Source organism: Tepidamorphus sp. 3E244 (assembly GCF_046159835.1).
Lineage (GTDB): Bacteria > Pseudomonadota > Alphaproteobacteria > Rhizobiales > Tepidamorphaceae > JACKJK01.
Window position 1 is genome coordinate 1,623,304 of the sequence record NZ_JBJXCY010000001.1, and the last position, 19,149, is coordinate 1,642,452.

18 protein-coding genes are annotated in these 19,149 nt (G+C 63.6%); 11 read left to right on the plus strand and 7 right to left on the minus strand.

Annotation, left to right across the window (positions count from 1 at the left end; translation table 11 throughout):
• The first annotated feature begins 123 nt into the window (after positions 1-123).
• Both ACKTEK_RS07705 and ACKTEK_RS07710 read left to right on the plus strand, forming a co-directional pair.
• Positions 124-486 carry a TIR domain-containing protein gene (locus ACKTEK_RS07705; protein WP_409164643.1) on the plus strand — a complete coding sequence of 121 codons (363 nt, stop codon included), beginning with the start codon at positions 124-126 and terminating at the stop codon, positions 484-486.
• Between the two features lie 9 nt (positions 487-495).
• Entirely contained in the window at positions 496-1,470 is a 975-nt protein-coding gene (locus ACKTEK_RS07710) for a caspase domain-containing protein (protein WP_409164644.1), read from the plus strand.
• A gap of 356 nt (positions 1,471-1,826) precedes the next feature.
• Here ACKTEK_RS07710 and ACKTEK_RS07715 read toward each other — a convergent pair whose 3' ends face one another.
• From ACKTEK_RS07715 to ACKTEK_RS07725, 3 genes are all read right to left on the minus strand, one after another.
• The gene (locus ACKTEK_RS07715; protein ID WP_409164645.1) at positions 1,827-2,801 is read right to left on the minus strand and encodes a quinone oxidoreductase family protein; all 975 of its coding nucleotides are present in this window, start codon (positions 2,799-2,801) and stop codon (positions 1,827-1,829) included.
• A gap of 60 nt (positions 2,802-2,861) precedes the next feature.
• Complete coding sequence (locus tag ACKTEK_RS07720) at positions 2,862-3,587, minus strand: TerC family protein (protein ID WP_409164646.1); 726 nt, start codon at positions 3,585-3,587, stop codon at positions 2,862-2,864.
• Between the two features lie 79 nt (positions 3,588-3,666).
• A complete protein-coding gene (locus tag ACKTEK_RS07725) occupies positions 3,667-4,686 on the minus strand; it encodes a 1-aminocyclopropane-1-carboxylate deaminase (RefSeq protein WP_409164647.1) in 1,020 nt (339 codons plus the stop codon).
• Between the two features lie 164 nt (positions 4,687-4,850).
• On the opposite strand from ACKTEK_RS07725, the gene ACKTEK_RS07730 reads away from it, so the two are divergent.
• Both ACKTEK_RS07730 and ACKTEK_RS07735 read left to right on the plus strand, forming a co-directional pair.
• A complete protein-coding gene (locus ACKTEK_RS07730) occupies positions 4,851-5,315 on the plus strand; it encodes an Lrp/AsnC family transcriptional regulator (protein ID WP_409164648.1) in 465 nt (154 codons plus the stop codon).
• 85 nt (positions 5,316-5,400) lie between these two features.
• Positions 5,401-6,615, plus strand: coding sequence for a UbiH/UbiF family hydroxylase (locus tag ACKTEK_RS07735; RefSeq protein ID WP_409164649.1), 1,215 nt, complete (start codon positions 5,401-5,403; stop codon positions 6,613-6,615).
• Here the strand turns inward: ACKTEK_RS07735 and ACKTEK_RS07740 are convergent.
• The 3 genes from ACKTEK_RS07740 to ACKTEK_RS07750 are packed head-to-tail and all read right to left on the minus strand — an operon-like array spanning position 6,612 to position 9,291.
• Positions 6,612-7,127 carry a GNAT family N-acetyltransferase gene (locus ACKTEK_RS07740; RefSeq protein ID WP_409164650.1) on the minus strand — a complete coding sequence of 172 codons (516 nt, stop codon included), beginning with the start codon at positions 7,125-7,127 and terminating at the stop codon, positions 6,612-6,614. The genes ACKTEK_RS07735 and ACKTEK_RS07740 overlap by 4 nt on opposite strands.
• Positions 7,124-8,269, minus strand: a complete 1,146-nt coding sequence (locus tag ACKTEK_RS07745) for a CaiB/BaiF CoA transferase family protein (RefSeq protein WP_409164651.1) — start codon at positions 8,267-8,269, stop codon at positions 7,124-7,126. Before ACKTEK_RS07745 ends, ACKTEK_RS07740 begins: the two co-directional genes overlap by 4 nt.
• Before the next feature lie 59 nt (positions 8,270-8,328).
• Positions 8,329-9,291 carry an AEC family transporter gene (locus ACKTEK_RS07750; protein ID WP_409164652.1) on the minus strand — a complete coding sequence of 321 codons (963 nt, stop codon included), beginning with the start codon at positions 9,289-9,291 and terminating at the stop codon, positions 8,329-8,331.
• 185 nt (positions 9,292-9,476) lie between these two features.
• Here ACKTEK_RS07750 and ACKTEK_RS07755 point away from each other — a divergent pair, with 185 nt between their 5' ends.
• Together ACKTEK_RS07755 and hspQ are read left to right on the plus strand one after the other, a co-directional pair.
• Positions 9,477-10,526, plus strand: a complete 1,050-nt coding sequence (locus ACKTEK_RS07755; RefSeq protein WP_409164653.1) for an HpcH/HpaI aldolase/citrate lyase family protein — start codon at positions 9,477-9,479, stop codon at positions 10,524-10,526.
• 124 nt (positions 10,527-10,650) lie between these two features.
• Positions 10,651-10,980, plus strand: a complete 330-nt coding sequence (hspQ, locus tag ACKTEK_RS07760) for a heat shock protein HspQ (RefSeq protein ID WP_409164911.1) — start codon at positions 10,651-10,653, stop codon at positions 10,978-10,980.
• A gap of 95 nt (positions 10,981-11,075) precedes the next feature.
• Here the strand turns inward: hspQ and ACKTEK_RS07765 are convergent, their stop codons facing one another.
• On the minus strand, positions 11,076-11,765 hold the full coding sequence (locus ACKTEK_RS07765) for an invasion associated locus B family protein (RefSeq protein ID WP_409164654.1): 690 nt from the start codon (positions 11,763-11,765) through the stop codon (positions 11,076-11,078).
• 264 nt (positions 11,766-12,029) lie between these two features.
• Between ACKTEK_RS07765 and ACKTEK_RS07770 the strand changes: the two genes are divergently transcribed.
• The 5 genes from ACKTEK_RS07770 (at position 12,030) to ACKTEK_RS07790 (ending at position 19,142) form a co-directional block, all read left to right on the plus strand.
• The gene (locus tag ACKTEK_RS07770; RefSeq protein WP_409164655.1) at positions 12,030-13,865 is read left to right on the plus strand and encodes an extracellular solute-binding protein; all 1,836 of its coding nucleotides are present in this window, start codon (positions 12,030-12,032) and stop codon (positions 13,863-13,865) included.
• A gap of 24 nt (positions 13,866-13,889) precedes the next feature.
• Positions 13,890-15,494 (plus strand): AMP-binding protein, encoded by a 1,605-nt coding sequence (locus tag ACKTEK_RS07775; protein WP_409164656.1) that lies wholly within the window; start codon positions 13,890-13,892, stop codon positions 15,492-15,494.
• Positions 15,418-17,052, plus strand: a complete 1,635-nt coding sequence (locus ACKTEK_RS07780; RefSeq protein WP_409164657.1) for a class I adenylate-forming enzyme family protein — start codon at positions 15,418-15,420, stop codon at positions 17,050-17,052. Before ACKTEK_RS07775 ends, ACKTEK_RS07780 begins: the two co-directional genes overlap by 77 nt.
• Before the next feature lie 84 nt (positions 17,053-17,136).
• Complete coding sequence (locus ACKTEK_RS07785; RefSeq protein WP_409164658.1) at positions 17,137-18,429, plus strand: diguanylate cyclase domain-containing protein; 1,293 nt, start codon at positions 17,137-17,139, stop codon at positions 18,427-18,429.
• Positions 18,430-18,491: 62 nt separating this feature from the next.
• Positions 18,492-19,142, plus strand: coding sequence for a DsbA family oxidoreductase (locus tag ACKTEK_RS07790; protein ID WP_409164659.1), 651 nt, complete (start codon positions 18,492-18,494; stop codon positions 19,140-19,142).
• Positions 19,143-19,149: the final 7 nt, after the last annotated feature.

Consider the following 19,149-nt stretch of genomic DNA (forward strand, 5'->3'; position numbering starts at 1 on the left):
TGGTTCTCAATCCGAATGCGTTCAAATTGTGCAAAAGTCGATCTTGATACTCAACAATTCAATGTACTCTTGCTATTCGTCGTACCAATATCGAGAATCACACGAGGCACAACGAGGGCGGGAATGAAAACTATTTTTGTCGCATTCTCAATCGAGGATGAAAAAATCCGAGACATGATTAAAGGCCAATCCCTCAATACGCAGAGCGATTTTGAATACATAGATATGTCCGTGAAAGAGGCATACAGCGAAGAGTGGAAAAAGAAAGTTCGCGCCCGGATATTGCGATCTGATGGCGTACTCGCGATTGTCAGCAAACATTCACTGCAATCCTCAGGCCAGAAATGGGAAATTCAATGCGCTAAGTCCGAAAAGAAACCCGTTCGCGGCATTTGGGCATATAAAGATGATCGGACCGATTTGGCCGGCGTGAATACAATGGTTTGGACGTGGAATAATATAAGCCAATGGATTGACTCGCTTTAGGGCCTAAATATGCGAAAATCTTTAGTTGTTGGAATTAACTATTATCAACACAGCACAGACCTGCATGGATGTGTTGATGATGCTCAATCGATCAGTGAACGACTAGAGCGAAACGGCGATAGATCGCGCAATTTCGACGTTAAGAAGATTACGTCAACATCTTCTTCCTGTCCCATCACTAGAGACGATTTGCGTTCCTCAGTTGAGGAATTGTTCTCCGGAGATGGCGAGGTCGCAATGTTTTATTTTGCTGGGCATGGCCATATTGAAGCTACCGGCGGTTATCTCTGCGCTAGTGACAGCAGGAATGGTAATGATGGTGTTGCACTGTCAGATATAATGACGTTCGCCAATCAATCCGGCTTTAGGAATAAAATCATTGTTCTTGATAGTTGCCATTCTGGAATTGCCGCAACTCGACCGTCGCCTAGCGCAATGTCAGAACTTCAAGACGGTGTAACGATCCTGACCGCGTCCACTGCAGAGCAATACGCGAATGAACAAAATGGCTCGGGCGTATTTACGACGCTTTTTGTTGACGCTCTCGACGGGGGGGCCGCCAATCTAGTTGGTGATGTAACTCCGGGCAGTGTTTATGCTCACATCGATCAGTCTCTTTGGTCATGGGCTCAGCGCCCAGTGTTCAAAACCAACGTTCAGTCGTTCATTTCGCTTAGAAAAGTCACCCCACCAATTTCGCTCTCGGACCTGCAACGAATTGCCGAATTATTTCCGACGCCAGGCTTCGTATTTCAGCTTGATCCCGAATTCGAGCCGGAACGACCTACCGCAACCGAAGACCTCCCGGCACCCGTAAAACATAAGACCGAAGTCTTCGCTGTCTTGCAGAAATACAATCGATTGAATTTAGTTGTACCAGTGGACGCACCCCATATGTATCATGCAGCCATTAACAGCAAAGCAGCTCGCCTAACGTCACTCGGCGAACATTATCGCCGCCTCGTCTCCGACAAGCTAATCTGATGAACCTTGACGCCAAATTAGACGGTCTAATCGAGTCATTAGCTAGCATTGAGCATCAGAGATGGGCCAAGTGGCAGAGTTACTTACATAGTCAGGCTGAGAAGCAGTCGGACGGATCGCTGCTCATTCCAGCCGATCTAGTCCGGCACTGGGAGCGACAAATCAATACACCATATGCGCATTTGACCGAAAAAGAAAAAGAAAGTGATAGAGAGCAAGTGAGGATGTACCTCCCTGTAATAATTGGCGCGCTACGTGAATAGTTTTTGATACGTTCATCATATTCATTTTGTTGGTATGTAAGTAGCTTTCAGCACCGAACCCATTTTTCTTTCGCTCCCCTATTCGTCTCTTCTTCAAATCACAAACACACTCGCGCCGGTCGTCTTGCGGCCTTCGAGGTCAGTGTGGGCCTGGGCGGCGTCGGCGAGCTTGTAGGTCTGGTTGACCTCAATCTTCACCTGCCCCGATGAGACGGCGGCGAAGAGGCCGTCAGCGGCTTCCGTCATCAGGTCGCGGGACGCCGTGTGGGTGGCGAGCGTCGGGCGCGTGACGAAGAGCGAGCCCTTCTGTGACAGCAGCAGAAGGTTGAGCGGATCGACCGGGCCGGACGCATTGCCGAAGGTGACCATCATCCCGAACGGCTGGAGACAGTCGAGCGAGCCGGTGAAGGTATCCTTGCCGACACCGTCATAGACCACGGCGCACTTCTTGCCGTCGGTGATCTCGGCGACACGCTCGACGAAATCCTCGGTGCGGTAGTTGATGACGTGATGCGCCCCGTGGGCCTTCGCCAGCTCGCATTTCTCGTCCGAACCCGCCGTGCCGATGACGGTTGCACCCAGCGCATTGGCCCACTGGCACACGATGAGGCCGACGCCGCCGGCCGCGGCATGCATCAGGATCGTGTCGCCCTTCTGCACCTTGTAGGTGCGGTGCAGGAGGTAATAGGCGGTCAGGCCCTTGAGCATCATGGAGGCGGCCTGCTCGTCGGTGACGCCCTCGGGGATCTTCACTAGCTTCGCGGCAGGGACGTTGCGCATTTCGGCATAGGCGCCGAGCACCATGGCATAGGCGACCCGGTCGCCCTCCTTCAGGCCGGAGACGCCGGGGCCGACCTTCTCCACAACGCCCGCGCCTTCCATGCCCGGCGTGAAGGGCAGCTGCGGCGCCGGGTAGAGGCCGGAGCGGAAATAGACGTCGATATAGTTGAGGCCGATCGCCGTGTGGCGGATGCGCACCTCGCCCTCGCCCGGTTCGCCCACGCTGACCTGCTCGAACTTCATGACTTCGGGGCCGCCGGCCTCGTGGATCTGGATGGCGTTGGGCATGGGTGTCTCTCCGTGTTGGGCTTGTCTGTTTGCGTGGTCTTGTCCGGCTGATGCCGGTTTTCAGGCCTTGGCGCGCCGCCGCCTGCGTGCGGCGAGGTTCACGCCCTCCACAATGGCGGAAAACGCCATCGCGAAATAGATGTAACCGCGCGGGATGTGGAAACCCAGCCCGTCGGCCACCAGCGCGACGCCGATGAGCAGCAGGAAGGCGAGCGCCAGCATCTTCGTCGTCGGGTGTTCCTCGATGAAGTGCGCGATGGGTTCCGACGCGACGTACATCACCGCAATCGCCACGATGACGGCGGCGACCATGACCTCGATATCGTCGGCCATGCCGACGGCGGTGAGGATGGAATCCACCGAAAACACCGCGTCGATGACGATGATCTGCAAAATGATGAGCGTGAAGGCGGCGTTGGCCGCGCCGCTTGGCCTCTTCTCTTCCTCGGTGCCCTCAATCTCCGTGTGCATCTCCAGCGTGCCCTTGCCGATGAGGAACAGGCCGCCGGCGATGAGGATGACGTCGCGCCAGGTGATGGAGAAGTCGAAGACGGTGAAGAGCGGCGCCGTCAGCCCGATGATCCAGGTGATCGCGAAGAGCAGCGCGATGCGCATGATGAGCGCCAGCGCCAGGCCGATCTGGCGGGCGCGCCGCCCGGTTTCCTTCTCCAGCGGCGCGGTGAGCAGCGACAGGAAGACGATGTTGTCGATGCCGAGGATGATCTCCATCGCCGTCAGCGTGAGGAAGGCGGCCCAGATGGCGGGATCGGTCAGCAGTTCGAGCATGGGTTCCCTGTCTCACGCGCGTTCGCTGCGCCCACCGCCCGGACGGGGACAAATGTGGGCGCAGCGGCGCGGCGCGGTATCAGCCCTCCCGGTAGTAGTAGCTGTAGCCGTTGAGGGCCGGTGCGCCGCCGAGGTGAGCATATAGAATGCGCGAACCCTTGGGAAAGAAGCCCTTGCCCGCGAGGTCGATCATGCCCTGCATCGATTTCCCCTCGTAGACCGGGTCTGTCATCATCGCCTCGGTGCGCGCGGCAAGGCGGATCGCCGCGTTGGTTTCCTCCGACGGCACACCGTATGCCGGATAGGCGTAGTCCGGGTTGATGACGATCTCCTCGTCGCGGATCTTGCGCCCAAGGGCAACAAGCTCCGCAGTATTGTCGACGATCTCGCGCACCTGCGCGCGGGTCTGTTCCAGCGTGCCGGACGCGTCGATGCCGATGACGCGCTCGGCGCGGTCCTGCGCGGCGAAGCCGACGATCATGCCGCCCTGGGTGGAGCCGGTGACGACGCAGACGACGATGTAGTCGAACTGGAAGCCGAGTTCCGCCTCCTGCGCGGCGACTTCTTCCGCAAAGCCCACGTAGCCGAGGCCGCCATACTTGTGGACCGATGCGCCGGCGGGGATCGCGTAGGGCTTGCCGCCCGCATCCTTCACCGACTGGATGGCGTCCTCCCAGCTCTTGCGGATGCCGATGTCGAAGCCGTCTTCCACCAGCCGGCTGTCGGCCCCCATCAGCCGCGTCATCAGGATGTTGCCGACGCGGTCGTAGACAGCGTCGTAATGCGGCACCCACTTTTCCTGGATCACGACGCAGTCCATGCCGATCTTGGCTGCGGTCGCAGCCACCATGCGGGTGTGGTTGGACTGCACGCCGCCGATGGAGACAAGCGTGTCGGCGCCCGACGCAATCGCGTCCGGCACGATGTATTCGAGCTTGCGCAGCTTGTTGCCGCCCATGGCGAGACCGGAATTGCAGTCGTCCCGCTTGGCCCAGATTTCCACATCGCCGCCGATGGCCGCGCTCAGGCGCGGCAGATGCTCGATGGGCGTGGGGCCGAAAGTGAGCGGGTAGCGTTCGAATTTGTCCAGCAGCGACATGGGGCGGGCCTTTCTCGAAGGGAGGAATGTTGGGAGAAAGGCTATACGAGCACCCGCGATATGTGCTTCCGTAATGGGGCGTTCAAATACGACAGAACAATGCGTTTTCCGATTTTTCTGATGCGCTCTTTGCAAACTGCTCACCAAATACGGAACAATCTTCCATGGCATCCGAAATCGACCGCACCGACCTGCGCATCCTTCGCCTGCTGCAAGGCGACGGGCGGCTTTCCAATGCCGAGATCGCCAAGCGCACCAACACCTCGCCCGCAACCTGCCATCGCCGCACGCAGCGGCTGTTCGCGGAAGGCTACGTCACGGGCGTGCGCGCGCATGTCGACCCGCAGAAGGTGGAACGCGGCGCGCTGACAATCGTCGGCGTGGTGCTGGACCGCTCGACGCCGGAAAGCTTCGCCGCCTTCGAGGAGGCGATCTCCGCCCTGCCCTTCGTGCTGGATTGCCACCTGGTGGCGGGCGATTTCGACTACTTCCTGAAAGTTCGCGTGCGCGACATGGCCGATTTCAACAAGCTGCACGGCGAAAAGCTGATCGGCCTGCCCGGCGTACGCCAGACGCGGACCTTCTTCGTGATGAAGGAAGTCGTGGACAACGCCCCGCTCGATTTCTGACCCCGCGCGGCAATCGGCGCGGTTGCCGGATGCCCCGTGCCGCGACATCTTGCGGGCGACACGAACGATGCAGGGATGCGCAGAGTTGGCGAACAGCAACCAGACCTTCGATCTTGGCGTGGCCGGTGGCGGCCCGGCCGGGCTTGCCACGGCGCTTCTGGCCGCGCGCGCCGGGCTGGACGTGGCGCTGGTCGCGCCCAAGGCGCAGGAGGATCACCGCACCTTCGCGCTGATGGCGGGCGCGGTACGCATGCTCCAGCGCATCGGCGTGTGGGAGCGTGTGGCCAGCAGCACCGCACCACTGCGCACGCTGCGCATCATCGATGACACGGGACGGCTGCTGCGCGCGCCGACCGTCGAATTTCACGCCGACGAGATCGACCTCGATGCCTTCGCCTGGAACTTCCCGGCCGGCCCGCTGGTGCGCGCGCTGGAGGAAGCCGTCGCCGACGAGCCGCGCATCACGCGGTTCGAGACGAATGTTTCCGGCGTCACACCGAGCGAAGCCGGCCCGATCCTCGGCCTTGGTGACGGGACCAGCGTTGCCGCGCGCGCCATTGCCGCAGCGGACGGGCGCGGCTCCATCTGCCGCGAGGCCGCCGGTATCGCCGTGGATCGCTGGAGCTACCCGCAGACGGCTTTGGTCACCACCATCGAGCATGACAGGCCGCACGGCTTCGTTTCGACCGAGTTTCACCGGCGCACGGGACCTTACACGCTGGTGCCACTGCCCGGTCAGCGCTCCAGTGTCGTTCTGGTGGAAACCGCCAAGGGTGCCGAAGACCTCATGGCGCTGGATGATGATGCGCTCGGCGCGGAACTGTCGCGGCGCAGCCATCGCCTGCTCGGGCAGGTGCGCATCGCTGGCCCGCGCGCCGCTTTCCCGCTATCCGGCCTTCTGCCGCGCAGCTTCGCGCAAAACGGTATCGCGCTCATCGGCGAGGCCGCGCATGTCGTGCCGCCCATCGGGGCGCAGGGGCTGAACCTCGGCCTGCGCGATGCCGCCATGCTGGCGGAATGCCTGACCGGCGCACCCGACCCGGCAGCAGCCCTGCAAGACTATGACCGCCGCCGGCGAACGGATGTGGTCAGCCGCTCCGCCGCCATCGACCTGCTCAACCGTTCGCTGCTGTCCGATCTCGTCCCCGCGCAGGCGGCGCGCTCGCTCGGCCTTTTTGCCATGTCGCGGATCGAGCCGCTACGCCAGCGCATGATGCGCGAAGGCGTCGCGCCGGCTGACGCCACGCTGCCGGCGATCATGCGCGCCGACGACGACACGCCGTCGGCACGTTTCGCTTAGGCCCAGAGTTCCGGCCTGGCCCAAGGCTCTGGCACGATGAGCTTGCCGTTCAAATCCATCACGCCGGCACCGAATGGCTTCGACTGCCACGCCTCGGACCATTCTTCCGGCAAGGGGTACGGCGGCATCACGCCGCTCTCGCGCGAAAAGCCGAGCCGCCCGTAATAGGCCGGATCCCCGAGAACGAGCGCCTTCCGCGCACCGAGCTTGCCGGCGGCCTCCAGCACGGTGGCGACGAGGCCACGGCCAACGCCGATACGCTGCGCGTCCGGTGCGACGGCAAGCGGCCCGACCAGGAAGACCTTCCCCGCCGCCCCCTCGACACCGCAGAAAGTCCCCGCCACGTGTCCGGCGATGACCCCCTCGCGTTCAGCGACAAGCGACGTGGCGACCTGAAGGCTCGCCAGTTCATCCAGCAGAGGAGTCAGGTCTTCGTCGGGGAACGCAGCGCGATAGAGTCGCGCCAGGTCAGCCCGGTCAGCAGAACCGGCATCGCGAAATGTGACGGTCATCCATCGATCCGCTGCGGCCAGCCATCAAGCGGCCCGCTCAGCATATCGGGCTCAATGGGGGCGGCGCGCGCGATATCGCCCCGACCGCCAAGGGCGGGGCTGATCGGCACCGGCAATGCACCGAGCGTCCGGCCTGCGCCCTCGACAGTGCCCGCAAAGAGACCGCGCCCGGCGAAATGCGGATCGCCAACGGCCTGATCGAGCGTGCGCACGACATTGGCGCAGCAGTCCTGACCATCGAAAACACCAGCCCAATGCCCTGAGGATTTCGCCGTCAGCAATGCCGCAACGGCAGCTTCAGTTGCCTCAGGGTCAACAGCATCCTCGCGCAACGCCTCGGGCAAATCGATCAACTCACAGAACCTGTTCCAGAACTTCTGCTCTAGCGCCCCTACGGCAATCAGCGCCCCGTCGCTTGCAGGATAGAGCCGGTAGCGCGGCGACCCGCCGCTCAAGAGTTCACAACCCGGCGCCGGTGCGGCCCCCGACAACTGGAGTTGTGCGTAGCCCCAGAAGGCCAGCGTGAAGAGTGCATCCGTCATGGCGATGTCGATGCGGCATCCCTCGCCGGTGCGGTCGCGCTGGCGCAGGGCCAGCAGGATATTGATGACGGCGGGGAACGACCCGCCCGCGATATCGGCGATCAGTGCCGGCGGCACGACCGGCGCGTCCGGTGAACCCGGCGAGACCGCCAGCAGGCCGGAGGCTGCCATGTAGTTCAGGTCGTGGCCCGGCTCGTCACGGCGCGGGCCGTCCTGTCCGTAGCCAGTGATGGAGCACACGATCAGCTTCGGGTTGAGATCGGCCAGCCTGTCGCGGCCGAACCCCAGCCGATGGAGCACGCCGGGGCGGAACTGTTCGACCAGCACGTCCGCGTCCCGGATCAGTGTGGCCAGCGCGTCCTTGCCGGTGTCGGACTTTAGGTCGAGCGTCAGGCTGCGCTTGCCGCGATTGAGCAGGCTGTAGGCTGCCGACACGCCACCTTGGATGGGCGGAAACCGCCGCATGTCGTCGCCGCCGGGCGGCTCGATCTTGAGGACATCGGCCCCGGCTTCGGCCAGGAAAAGCGTCGCCAAAGGCCCCGGCAGCAGGGTGGTGAGATCGAGAACACGAATATCGGATAATGGCTTTATTTCAGTCACTTATCCAATTCCTCTAATGTTACATTTCCACATTAGATATTGCCGCCAAACACTTGATATTAAGGGAATAAGTCCGCTGGAAGAATTTCGTGTGTCGTCAGGTACAACGCGGTGGTCAACGTGAAGACCGAGACCACCGTTCCGACCAGCACGGCACTCGATGCGCGCTGCACATAGGTATCGTATTGCTGGGCCAGCACGAAGACGTTGAGCGCCGGCGGAAGCGCGGCCATCAGCACGGCAGCGTAGACCCAGACGGGGTCGAAGTTACCCATGATCGAGAGCATCACCAGCGCGATGGCCGGGTGGATCACCAGCTTGATGAGCGTCAGGAAGGGCAGCTCCCACGGCACCCTCTTGAGCGGACGCAATGCCACCGAGATGCCCATGACGAACAGCGCGCAGGGCGCGGCCGCGTTCGACAGGAAGTTCATCATGTTGTCGACCGGCTCGGGAAAGTCGATCTGGAAGTAGGCGACCACCACCCCGATGAGCGTCGCAACGATGAAGGGGTGCAGGAACACCTTCTTGGCAACCGCCAGCATCAGCGGCCCGATCCTCAACCGCTCGTTGCCCGCAAAGGCCATCAGCAGCGGCACGCAGGTGAAGAGCAGCGCGTTGTCGAAGCAGAAGATCAGCGCCGTCGGCACTGCAGCCGCTGGTCCGAGTGCGGCCAGCGTGATCCCCGGCCCCATGTAGCCGACGTTCGAGTAGGACCCCGCGACCGCCTGGATCGTCGCCTCGTCGATGCGCCCGCGCGTGACGATGAAGCCGACGATGAAGGCAAGCGTGAACGCGGCGTAGGTCGCGAACGTGGTGGAGAACACGAAGGACCAGCGGCTCAACTCCTCGAACGGCGTCTGGCCCACCAGCTTGATGAACAGCGCGGGCAGCGCGAAATAGACGATGAAGATATTGAGCCAGGCCAGCCCCGCTTCCGGGCGTTTGAAGATCCGCGCGGCTATGTAGCCGAGCAGGATCAACCCGAAGAAGGGTGTGGCGAGGGCGATGATATCCTGCACTTGCCAATTCCCCGGCGCATGGATGAAGTGGATGGCGATTTGTCCGCGCAGCCGTATCGGCGCGCCGGAACCTGCCCTAGACTGCCGCGAAATGGCGCCCGAGCCAATGTCCTTCCTTCGTCCGATTGCGTTGCAGCGCGATCTGCGCTGAAACCGCAACACCTCAGTTGACCGGAGTCCCTCCCATGCCCGCTGGCCGCACACCCCGCAATTTCTTTCGCCCGCTCGCAATCGGCGCACCTGCCCCGATGCGCGAGCAGCCCGTGCGGCTGGAACGGATGATCCACTTCGTGCCGCCCCATATCGAGAAGGTGCGCGCCAAGGTGCCGAGCCTGATCGACAGCGTCGACGTGGTCCTCGGCAACCTGGAGGACGCGATTCCCGCCGACCAGAAGAAGGCGGCGCGCGACGGCTTCATCGCCATGGCGAAGGAAAACGATTTCGGCGCGACGGGCCTGTGGACGCGCATCAACTGTCTCAACAGCCCGTGGGCGCTCGATGACATCGTCGAGGTCGTGGGCGCGGTCGGCAACAAGCTGGACGTCATCATGCTGCCGAAGGTCGATGGCGCGTGGGACATTCACTATCTCGACCAGCTTCTGGCGCAGCTCGAAGCACAGCACGGCATTTCAAAGCCCATCGGCATTCACGCGATTCTGGAGACTGCGGAAGGCGTGATGAATGTGGAGGACATCGCAGCTGCCAGCCCGCGCATGCACGGCATGAGCCTTGGCCCTGCGGACCTGGCCGCCTTCCGCGGCATGAAGACAACGCGCGTCGGCGGCGGGCACCCGGACTACCGCGTGCTGGCCGATGCGGACGGTGACAACCCGCGCGCCGGCTACCAGCAGGACCTGTGGCACTACACGGTGGGCAAGATGGTGGATGCATGCCAGAGCTTCGGCATCAAGGCGTTCTACGGCCCCTTCGGCGATTTCTCGGACCCGGAAGCCTGCGAGGCGCAGTTCCTGAACGCCTTCCTGCAAGGCTGCCATGGCGCATGGTCGCTGCACCCCACCCAGATCGACATTGCCAAGAAGGTCTACAGCCCCGACCCGGATGAGGTATCCTTCGCGCGACGGATTCTCGAATCCATGCCGGATGGCACCGGTGCCGTCATGATCGACGGCAAGATGCAGGACGACGCGACCTGGAAGCAGGCGAAGGTCATCGTGGACCTGGCCAGGCTGGTTGCGGAAAAGGACCCGGAACTGGCGAAGGTCTATGGCCTTTGAGGTGGTTGCCGGGGCGCGTTGTGCACCACACTTGATTTAGCAGGGTCAAAGCGCGATTCTTGACAGCGAGATGACGCGCGAGGGCGTGAAGGCGGACAACCGCTTCCACCAAGCAGACGGTACGATGGTCAACCGAGCAGCAAAATTCCAGATCGGCCAAGTGGTTCGCCACCGGATCTATCCCTTCCGGGGGGTGATTTTCGACGTCGACCCGACCTTCAGCAACACCGAGGAATGGTGGCAGTCGATTCCCGAAGACGTGCGCCCGAACAAGGAGCAGCCGTTCTACCACCTGTACGCGGAGAACGACGAGACCGAGTACGTGGCCTACGTTTCCGAACAGAACCTCGTGATGGACGAAAGCGGTGATCCGCTGCGCCACCCGATGGTCAACGAGCAGTTCGAGATGATGGGCGAAGGCCAGTACAGGCCGCTGGAGCAGGTGTTCCACTAGGCCGTCTGGCCGCGCATCTCACTGTCAGAAACGAAAAAAGCCGGCCCGAAGGCCGGCTTTTGCGTGTCTGGGGCTCAGCGAGGAGCGCGCGAAGCTTACTGGTTGGCTTCGGCGTTGCCGCCGTTCTGCTCGCGCTGCTGCTGGAAGCGCTGCTTGTTCGTCTCGGCGCGCTGCTTCAGCATCTCGTTGAACGCCTTGCGCTGTTCCTTGTACTTGGCAACGTCAAGCGCCTCGCCGTCGAAGGCCGCGGTGAAGCCCGACAGCGTCATGGCAACGCCCTGCCCCTTGCCGTCCGGCAGGGTCGCGACGGCAACCACGAGATTGCTGCCCGCCTTCATCTGGGCGATAAACTTGTCGTCGATCTTGGCTTCAGCCTGGCAGGTGCTGGCCGCGCAGGTGATGTACTGGCCTGGTACCGGCTCGTTCTTGTCGACCTGCAGGCGGATGCCCGGCGGCAGCAGGAAGCCCTGCGGCACGACGATGAGCATGCGCTTGTTGCCGTCCGGCTCGATCATGATCGTCACTTCGGCAATCGGCACGTTGTTCTTGTCGCGTGCTTCCTGCGTGATGAGCTGGACCGGCTTGGACTGGTCCTGCGGGTTCGGCACGGAAACTTTGCGCCACCCACCGGCGAAGAGATCGGCATTGCCACCGGCAGCCGGGGGCGGTGCCTCGCCGGAAGACTGGGCGAATGCAGGCGCACCGAATGCCGCCACGCCGGCGACGAGGGCCGCGGACACGGTGAGGCGGAGGCGTGCTGCCATGGAGACGGATTTGGATGTCATCGAGACCTGTCCTTTTTCGTAACTTTGCGCCACGTCAGGCGCCGTTGCCGGTGAGGTGCCAAACTCGGCGCGAAAACTCAACCGCGTTCGACCAAAAAACCGGCGGAAGCGTTAAGGCGAGCGGAGAGAACCGGGCGGCCCTGCACCAAATCGATGGTTGGCTGGATGAAGTTCAAATACGGCGATTCAGTGTCGCCTAGGTCGGTGAAAACACGGAACTTCTGCGGTCCTGACCTCAAGCGCGAATGCCGCTAAGCTGGCGCGATGAAGAATCACCCTCTCAACCTCGTTGGCTTTGCTGCCGGTCCCATCCTCCGCGCGCTGCTGGTGGTGCTCGCTGTCGTGCTCGTGCTGGCCGTCATGCCGCGCCTCAGCCACGCCGAGCCCGCCCACGGTATCGCCATGCATGGCGAGCCGGCCTACGAGGACGGCTTCGCGCATTTCTCCTATGTGAACCCGGACGCCCCCAAGGGCGGCGAATTCAACATGGGGATCATCGGCAGCTTCGACAGCCTGAACCCGCTGATCGTCCGCGGCGTCGCGCCGCGCGGCATCCGCGAGCACACCCTCGAACCGCTTATGATGCGCGCCTTCGACGAGCCGTTCTCGCTCTATGGCCTGCTGGCGGAAAAGGTCGAAACGGACGAGGCGCGCAGCTTCGTGGAATTCACGCTGAACCCGAAGGCGCGGTTCTCCGACGGCGAGCCGGTGAAGCCGAGCGACGTGCTGTTCACGTGGGAGCTGCTGAAGACCAAAGGCCGCCCCAACCACCGCACCTACTATTCCAAGGTCGCCAAGGCCGAACAGGTCGGCGAACACGGCGTGCGGTTCACCTTCGCCGGCGAGCCGGACCGCGAAATGCCACTCATCATGGGGCTGATGCCGATCCTCGCCGAACACGCGACCGACCCGGAAACCTTCGAGCAGACCGGCCTGGAGCCGCTGCTTGGCAGCGGGCCTTACGTGGTCGACGGCGTCGATCCGGGCGGATCGATCACGCTCAAGCGCAATCCGGACTACTGGGCGCGCGATCTCGCCGTGAAGCGGGGCCAGGACAATTTCGACGTCATCCGCTTCGAATATTTCCGCGACAACAACACGATGTTCGAGGCCTTCAAGAAGGGGCTCTACGACGCGCGCCCCGAGGATGACCCGACACGCTGGGCAACCGGCTATGACTTTCCCGCGGTCAGCGACGGGCGCATCGTTCTCGACACCTTCGAAACCGGCGTGCCGAAGGGCATGTCCGCGCTCGTCTTCAACACGCGTCGCCCGCCGTTCGACGACATTCGCGTGCGCCAGGCGATGATCCGGCTGTTCGACTTTGAGTGGATCAACCGCTCGCTCTATCACGACCTCTATTCGCGCACGGAAAGCTACTACCAGGGCTCGGAACTCTCCGCGATCGGCAAGCCTGCAAGCGACCACGAGCGCGAACTTCTGGCACCGTTCGCTGACCAGGTGCGCGACGACGTCATGGACGGCACGTTCAACCTGCCCAAGACCGACGGATCGGGACGCGACCGTGACGGCCTGCGCGCGGCGCTGAAGCTGTTCAGGGAGGCCGGATTCAGCGCCAAGGGCGGCGTGCTGACGCGCGACGGCGAACCGCTGACATTCGAAATCCTCGTCGCCAACAAGGAGCAGGAGCGCCTCGCCCTCACCTATGCGCGCACGCTCAAGCGCGCCGGTGTCGCGGCAAGCGTCCGGCTGGTGGATTCCGCGCAACTGGAGCGCCGTCGCCTGAACTACGACTACGACATGATCCAGAACTTCTGGTTCGCGTCCCTGTCGCCGGGCAACGAGCAGCTCTTCTACTGGGGTAGCGATGCGGCGGCTGTAGAAGGCACCCGCAACTATCCCGGCATTGCCAACCCCGCGGTTGACGCGATGATCGCGGCACTGCTGGAAGCACGCGAGCGAGAGGATTTCGTCGATGCCGTGCGCGCGCTCGACCGCGTGCTGATTTCCGGCTCCTACGTCATCCCGCTGTTCCACCTGCCGAAACAGTGGGTCGCGCGACAGACGAATCTTGGTATTCCCGAAACCACTTCACTCTACGGTTATCTGCTGGAGACGTGGTGGAAACAGACGAACTGATCCGTCGAAACAGGTGAGGCAACCATGATACTCGGCGATCCGAAACGGTGGGACGAACTGGCCGAAGCCGGTATCTACGGAACGGTCACGCTCGACGAGATGTTGCGCCGTGCCGCGCGCGCCCGCGGCGAGGATATCGCCGTCAGCGACCACGCGGGCAATGCCGCGACATGGAGCGAACTCGACCGCAAGGCGGATCGGCTCGCCGACTTCCTGCTCGACCTCGGCCTGAAGCAGGATGATGTCGTCGTCGTGCTGAGCGGAGCAAACCTGCGCAGCATCGTCTCGCTCATGGGCATTTCGCGCGCCGGGATGATCGCCATGCCGCTATCGCCGCTGGTCGGCGCGCTGGAAGCCGGCGCAATCGCCGAGAGCGCCAATGCCCGCGCGATCATCGCCGACGAACAGGTCGGCCCGTGCAAGACCGCCGACACGGCGGCCATTGCCGCGTTTGCCGCCTTCAACGTGCGCTTCCTTCTCGGCTTCGGCGACATGCTGCCGGATGGGGTGATCGGCCTCGACGAGATGCTCGAAGGTAGCATCGATGCAGCTGGCGAAACATCGGGCGCATTGCGCGGCGGGCGCGCCAGCGACCATGTCTTCGTGCTGACCGCCGATGGCGACGACAGCAACCGCTTCCTTGCCCCGCGCAACCACGGCCAGTTGGCGGCAACCGCAATGCCGCTGGCGCTGCAGGGCCGCATTTCTTCTGCAAGCGTGCTGGCAACGCCGATCCTGCCAACCTCCCTCAACGGGCTCTCGCTGCTTGCCTGCTGGCTGATCTCCAGCGCGCGGCTGCATTTCCTTGCGCCGTGGGAACCAGGCGACATGGTGTCCGGTGCCACGGAGGCCGAAGCCACCCACATCGCCCTGCCCGGCCGGCTCATGGCGACCGTTGGCGAAATCCCCGACGACGTGACGCTCATCCGGATGTGGCGCGACACCGTCGATAGCAATGCCGCCGGTGATGCCCACGCGCTCGACACGGCCTCGCTCGGCGAAGCCGGCCTGATGGTGTGGAGCGGCGAGACCCAGCGCAATCACATTCCGCTCGGCGGACTGTGCCTCGACGGCGAAACGCCTCCCGCAATCCTGACCCCGCGCATACAAGGCGTCGTCCACAAGGCGGAGAATGCCGTCGAACCGGGCAGCCTCATGCGGGGTCCCCTGTGCGTGCGCGGCGCGGGCACCCCCGTCATGGGCTTCCCGAAGGACCCGACGGGCCAGGACCGCTTCGTCGACAACGGCTTCATGCTGACGGCGCTGCGCGGCGAACTGGTGGAAGCGGACGGGCCGAAGGTTCGCGTTCTCGGCAGTGCCGGGCGCACGCTCAAGCTCGGCTCCATGGCCTTCGATCCGGAAGCCGTGGATGCGCTCTATTCCCAAATCGAGGGTGTCGAGGACGCCGCCGCGATCCCTGTGAAGCATCCTGTTCTCGGGCACGTCCTGACAATGGCCTATACCGGCGACACGACGCTGTCCCTGAAAGACGTCGTGGCGCAACTGGAAGCCTCCGGCATCAGCGCCCACAAGATCCCCGCCAGCATTGCCCATGTCGAAGCGATCCTGCGCGATGGCGATGGACGGCCCGCGCGCGACAAGCGGGCGCTGGCGCAGATGGCCGGGTGAGCCGCACCGCGTGACCGGCAACGAGACGCTCTCCATAAGTGCGCGCCGGTATGTCGGCGCGCTGCCGCCGCAGCGCTTCAACATGGCGGCATACGCGCTCGCCAGGGGCGCCGACGACAAGCCCGCCATCCGCATTTTCTCAGGTGATTCACCGGACGCCCCGCCAGAGACGCTGACCTATGGCGCATTGCGGGCGCGCGTCCGCACGCTGATCGCCGGGTTGAACACGCTCGACCTGCCGCCATTCAGCGTGGTCGCGATCCGCCAGAAGACAGGCATCGACTACGCCGCCAGCTATCTCGCCGTTGCCGGTGCCGGTCACGTGGCACTTGCCATGTCGCCGATGCTGACCGCGCGGGAGACCGACACCATTTCTGCCACCGCGAACGTGCGCGCCTTCATACGCGATGAAGGCCTGCCACTGCACGATACGCATGAAGTGGTGGCCTCCACGACCGAGTTGGAAGCACGCGGCGCGCAATCGGGACCGGCGGACTTCGCCGACACCGCCGCAGATGATCCCGCCTATCTCGTCTTCACATCGGGCACGGGTGCCGCACCCAAAGGCGTGCTGCATGCTCACCGCGCCGCGTTCGGTCGCCAGCCGATGTATGCGGACTGGTACGGCGCGAACGAGAACGACGTCTTTTTTCACACCGGCGCGATGAACTGGACCTATTCGCTGGGCACCGGGCTGGTGGACCCGCTGGTGCTTGGCGCGACCGCGACCTTCGTCGACAAGGCACCGGACGCGTCCGCGTGGGGCGATCTGCTGGCGCGCAGCGAAGCGACCGTCCTTGCCACAGTGCCCGGTCTCTACCGCCAGATGCTGCGCGCCGGGCTGAAACTTGGGGTCAACTCTGCCCTGCGGCATGGGCTGACAGCGGGCGAAGCCCTGCGCGCCGGCCTCCACGCCGACTGGCAGGCAGCAACAGGCCGGCGGCTGTGCGAAGCTTTCGGCATGAGCGAGATCTCGACATACCTCTCGACCGGACCGCATCTGGACTGGCGCGAAGGCTCGCCCGGCCGCCCGCAAACAGGCCGCGCGGTCGCGGTGCTGCCCGTCGAAGGCGACAGTGACGCGCCTGTCGCGCGCGGTGAAACCGGCGTGCTCTGCGTTCATCGCTCCGACCCGGGCATGATGCTCGGTTACCTCGGCGACAGCGCAGAACTGGCCTCGTGGCGCGGCGACTGGTTCCTGACCGGCGATCTCGCGGTGATGGACGCGAACGGCTACATCTTCCCACAGGGCCGCGCCGATGACGTGATGAACGTGATGGGCTACCGGGTATCCCCGGCGGAGGTTGAAGCGCAACTGCTGGCTATCCCCGGCGTTCTGGAAGTCGCCGTCACGGCACAGGAACCGCGCGAGGGCGTTTCCATCATCGTCGCCTATCTCGTCGCCGCGCCGCAGGTTCGCGAAGCCGGTGCGGAACCGATTCTCAAGGCTGCTTCCGAGCGGCTCGCCCGCTACAAGCAGCCGCGTGAGGTTGTCTTTGTCGAGGCTCTGCCCCGCACGCCCAATGGAAAGGTGCAGCGCTCGCGCCTCGGCGCCTGATCGGCCCCCGCATTCGAAAGACCTGCGACCCACGGACGAATCGTCCATAAGTCTCGTTGGGGCAACGAAAACAGGAAAAGCGCGATGCGGGCTGCGCGGGTTCTCGTGGTGGGTGAGACCATCGCCGGTGCGGAGGAAACCGCAGCGGTTCTGCGCGCACGCGGGTTCGATACGGCTGCATCCAGCAGCGAAACGGCGATTGCCGAATTGCTGGCCTCGCGCCGACCGGACGTGGTGCTGTTCGAGAACCCGGCCGGGGAAAAGCCCGCGAACGACAACTACGAGGCATTTGCCTCGGCCATCCGCGACACCAAGCTCTGGGCCGACCTGCCGTTCATCATACTCGGCGATGAAGCGTGCGAACTGCTGCCCGGAGACGCGGCCTTGCTGGTGGACCGGCTTGGCGACGATGCGCTGCCGGCCGAACTCGATTTCCGCATCAAGTCGGTGGCCCGGCTCGCGGTCATGCGCAGCGAACTCAGCCGCCGCTCGCGCACGCTGGAACGGATGGGCCTGCCTGTGCCGCGCAGCGTCAGCCCGCCTGCCTTCGTGCCGGAACCCAACATCCTCATCATCGGTGCCGGTCGCGGCGCGCTGAAGGTGCAGAACGCCCACGGCGACGGGCCGAAATATTTTGGTGCGCCAACGGTCAACCTCGCGCTCGACGCGCTGGAAAAGAACCAGATCGACGCGGTCGCCATCGACGCCACCAACGACACCGAGCAGGCGGTGGAAGCCCTGTCGGCCCTGCGCCGCATCGCGACGTGGACGACCATCCCGGCCATCGCGATCACCAGCGACAATTCTTCCGGCCTGGAATTGCACGAGGCCGGTGCGAGCGACGTGCTGCCGCTTTCTTGCGAGGACGAGCGAATCGTCACGCGGATGCACCTGCTGGTGCGCGAGCAGCGCTACGCCTCAGCCATTCAGGCCGTCTTCCGCGACACGCGCAACCTGCCTCGCGACCCCGATTGCCCGCTTGCCTCGCGCGAGTTCGCACTGGCTCACCTAATCGATCTCGTTGACGGGTGCGACCGCCACGGCGACGCGCTCTCCATCGTCGCGGTCTCGGTCGCCGGGGCCGGCGCATCGAAGGTAGCCAGCGCCTTCGGCGGTGCGCTCGCCAAGATGGTGCGCGGCGAGGATCTTGCCGCCCGCGTTGGCGAAGGCTTCTTCATCATCATGCTTCCGTCTACTGACCTGATGATGGCGGAACGGGTGCGCGACCGCATTTCGCGGGTGGTGTCGGCAACCGATTTCGGACGCGACGACGATGGCAAACTGGTCATCAGTGACGTCTCCTACTCGGTGCAGAGCTACAAGCCCGGCGACACGTCCGACAGCCTGCTGGCGCGCACGCTCGACCGTCTCGGTTGACGCGGGCAGGCGTTTTCGCGTTCGCTATGGGCTGAAAACCCGGCAAACGCGGAGTAGCGGCCATGGAAAAGCTCACAATCGACGTCGTGTCCGATGTCATGTGCCCGTGGTGCTATATCGGCAAGAAGCGCCTCGATGCGGCGCTGGCGCAGCGCCCGGACGTGCCGGTCGATATCCGCTGGCGGGCGTACAAGCTGGACCCGACGATCCCCGAGGGCGGCGTCGACCGCGACCAGTACCTGTCCAACAAGTTCGGCGACCGGGCCAAGGCAATCTACGCGCAGATCGAGGACGCCGGCCGCGCCGAAGGCATCGACTTCAACTTCGCAGGCATTGAGCGCTCGCCAAACACCACCAATGCACACCGCCTGATCCGCTGGGCCTATGGGCAGGACGCGCAAGGCGAGGTGGTGGAAGGTCTGTTTCGCGCCTACTTCGTCGAGGGCGGCGACGTGGAAAAACCCGAGAGCCTCTCGAAGATCGCAACCGATGCGGGCATGGACGCCGCTCTGGTCAGCGACCTACTGAACTCGGACGCGGACAAGCAGGCGGTGGACGAGGAAGTCGCACAGGCGCACCAGATCGGCATCCAGGGCGTGCCCTGCTTCATCTTCGGGGCACGGCTCGCGGTGATGGGTGCGCAGGCACCGGAAATCCTCGTCGACACCATCGACAAGGCCCTGTCGGGCGAGATGCCCGAACCTTCTGCCTGAAACCCTT

Excerpts from the sequence above, each read along its gene's own strand:
- ACKTEK_RS07705 (WP_409164643.1), top strand. The coding sequence starts at position 124 with ATGAAAACTATTTTTGTCGCATTCTCAATCGAGGATGAAAAAATCCGA.
- ACKTEK_RS07710 (WP_409164644.1), top strand. The coding sequence starts at position 496 with ATGCGAAAATCTTTAGTTGTTGGAATTAACTATTATCAACACAGCACA.
- ACKTEK_RS07715 (WP_409164645.1), bottom strand. The coding sequence starts at position 2,801 with ATGCCCAACGCCATCCAGATCCACGAGGCCGGCGGCCCCGAAGTCATG.
- ACKTEK_RS07720 (WP_409164646.1), bottom strand. The coding sequence starts at position 3,587 with ATGCTCGAACTGCTGACCGATCCCGCCATCTGGGCCGCCTTCCTCACG.
- ACKTEK_RS07725 (WP_409164647.1), bottom strand. The coding sequence starts at position 4,686 with ATGTCGCTGCTGGACAAATTCGAACGCTACCCGCTCACTTTCGGCCCC.
- ACKTEK_RS07730 (WP_409164648.1), top strand. The coding sequence starts at position 4,851 with ATGGCATCCGAAATCGACCGCACCGACCTGCGCATCCTTCGCCTGCTG.
- ACKTEK_RS07740 (WP_409164650.1), bottom strand. The coding sequence starts at position 7,127 with ATGACCGTCACATTTCGCGATGCCGGTTCTGCTGACCGGGCTGACCTG.
- ACKTEK_RS07755 (WP_409164653.1), top strand. The coding sequence starts at position 9,477 with ATGCCCGCTGGCCGCACACCCCGCAATTTCTTTCGCCCGCTCGCAATC.
- hspQ (WP_409164911.1), top strand. The coding sequence starts at position 10,651 with ATGGTCAACCGAGCAGCAAAATTCCAGATCGGCCAAGTGGTTCGCCAC.
- ACKTEK_RS07765 (WP_409164654.1), bottom strand. The coding sequence starts at position 11,765 with ATGACATCCAAATCCGTCTCCATGGCAGCACGCCTCCGCCTCACCGTG.
- ACKTEK_RS07770 (WP_409164655.1), top strand. The coding sequence starts at position 12,030 with ATGAAGAATCACCCTCTCAACCTCGTTGGCTTTGCTGCCGGTCCCATC.
- ACKTEK_RS07775 (WP_409164656.1), top strand. The coding sequence starts at position 13,890 with ATGATACTCGGCGATCCGAAACGGTGGGACGAACTGGCCGAAGCCGGT.
- ACKTEK_RS07780 (WP_409164657.1), top strand. The coding sequence starts at position 15,418 with ATGTCGAAGCGATCCTGCGCGATGGCGATGGACGGCCCGCGCGCGACA.
- ACKTEK_RS07785 (WP_409164658.1), top strand. The coding sequence starts at position 17,137 with ATGCGGGCTGCGCGGGTTCTCGTGGTGGGTGAGACCATCGCCGGTGCG.
- ACKTEK_RS07790 (WP_409164659.1), top strand. The coding sequence starts at position 18,492 with ATGGAAAAGCTCACAATCGACGTCGTGTCCGATGTCATGTGCCCGTGG.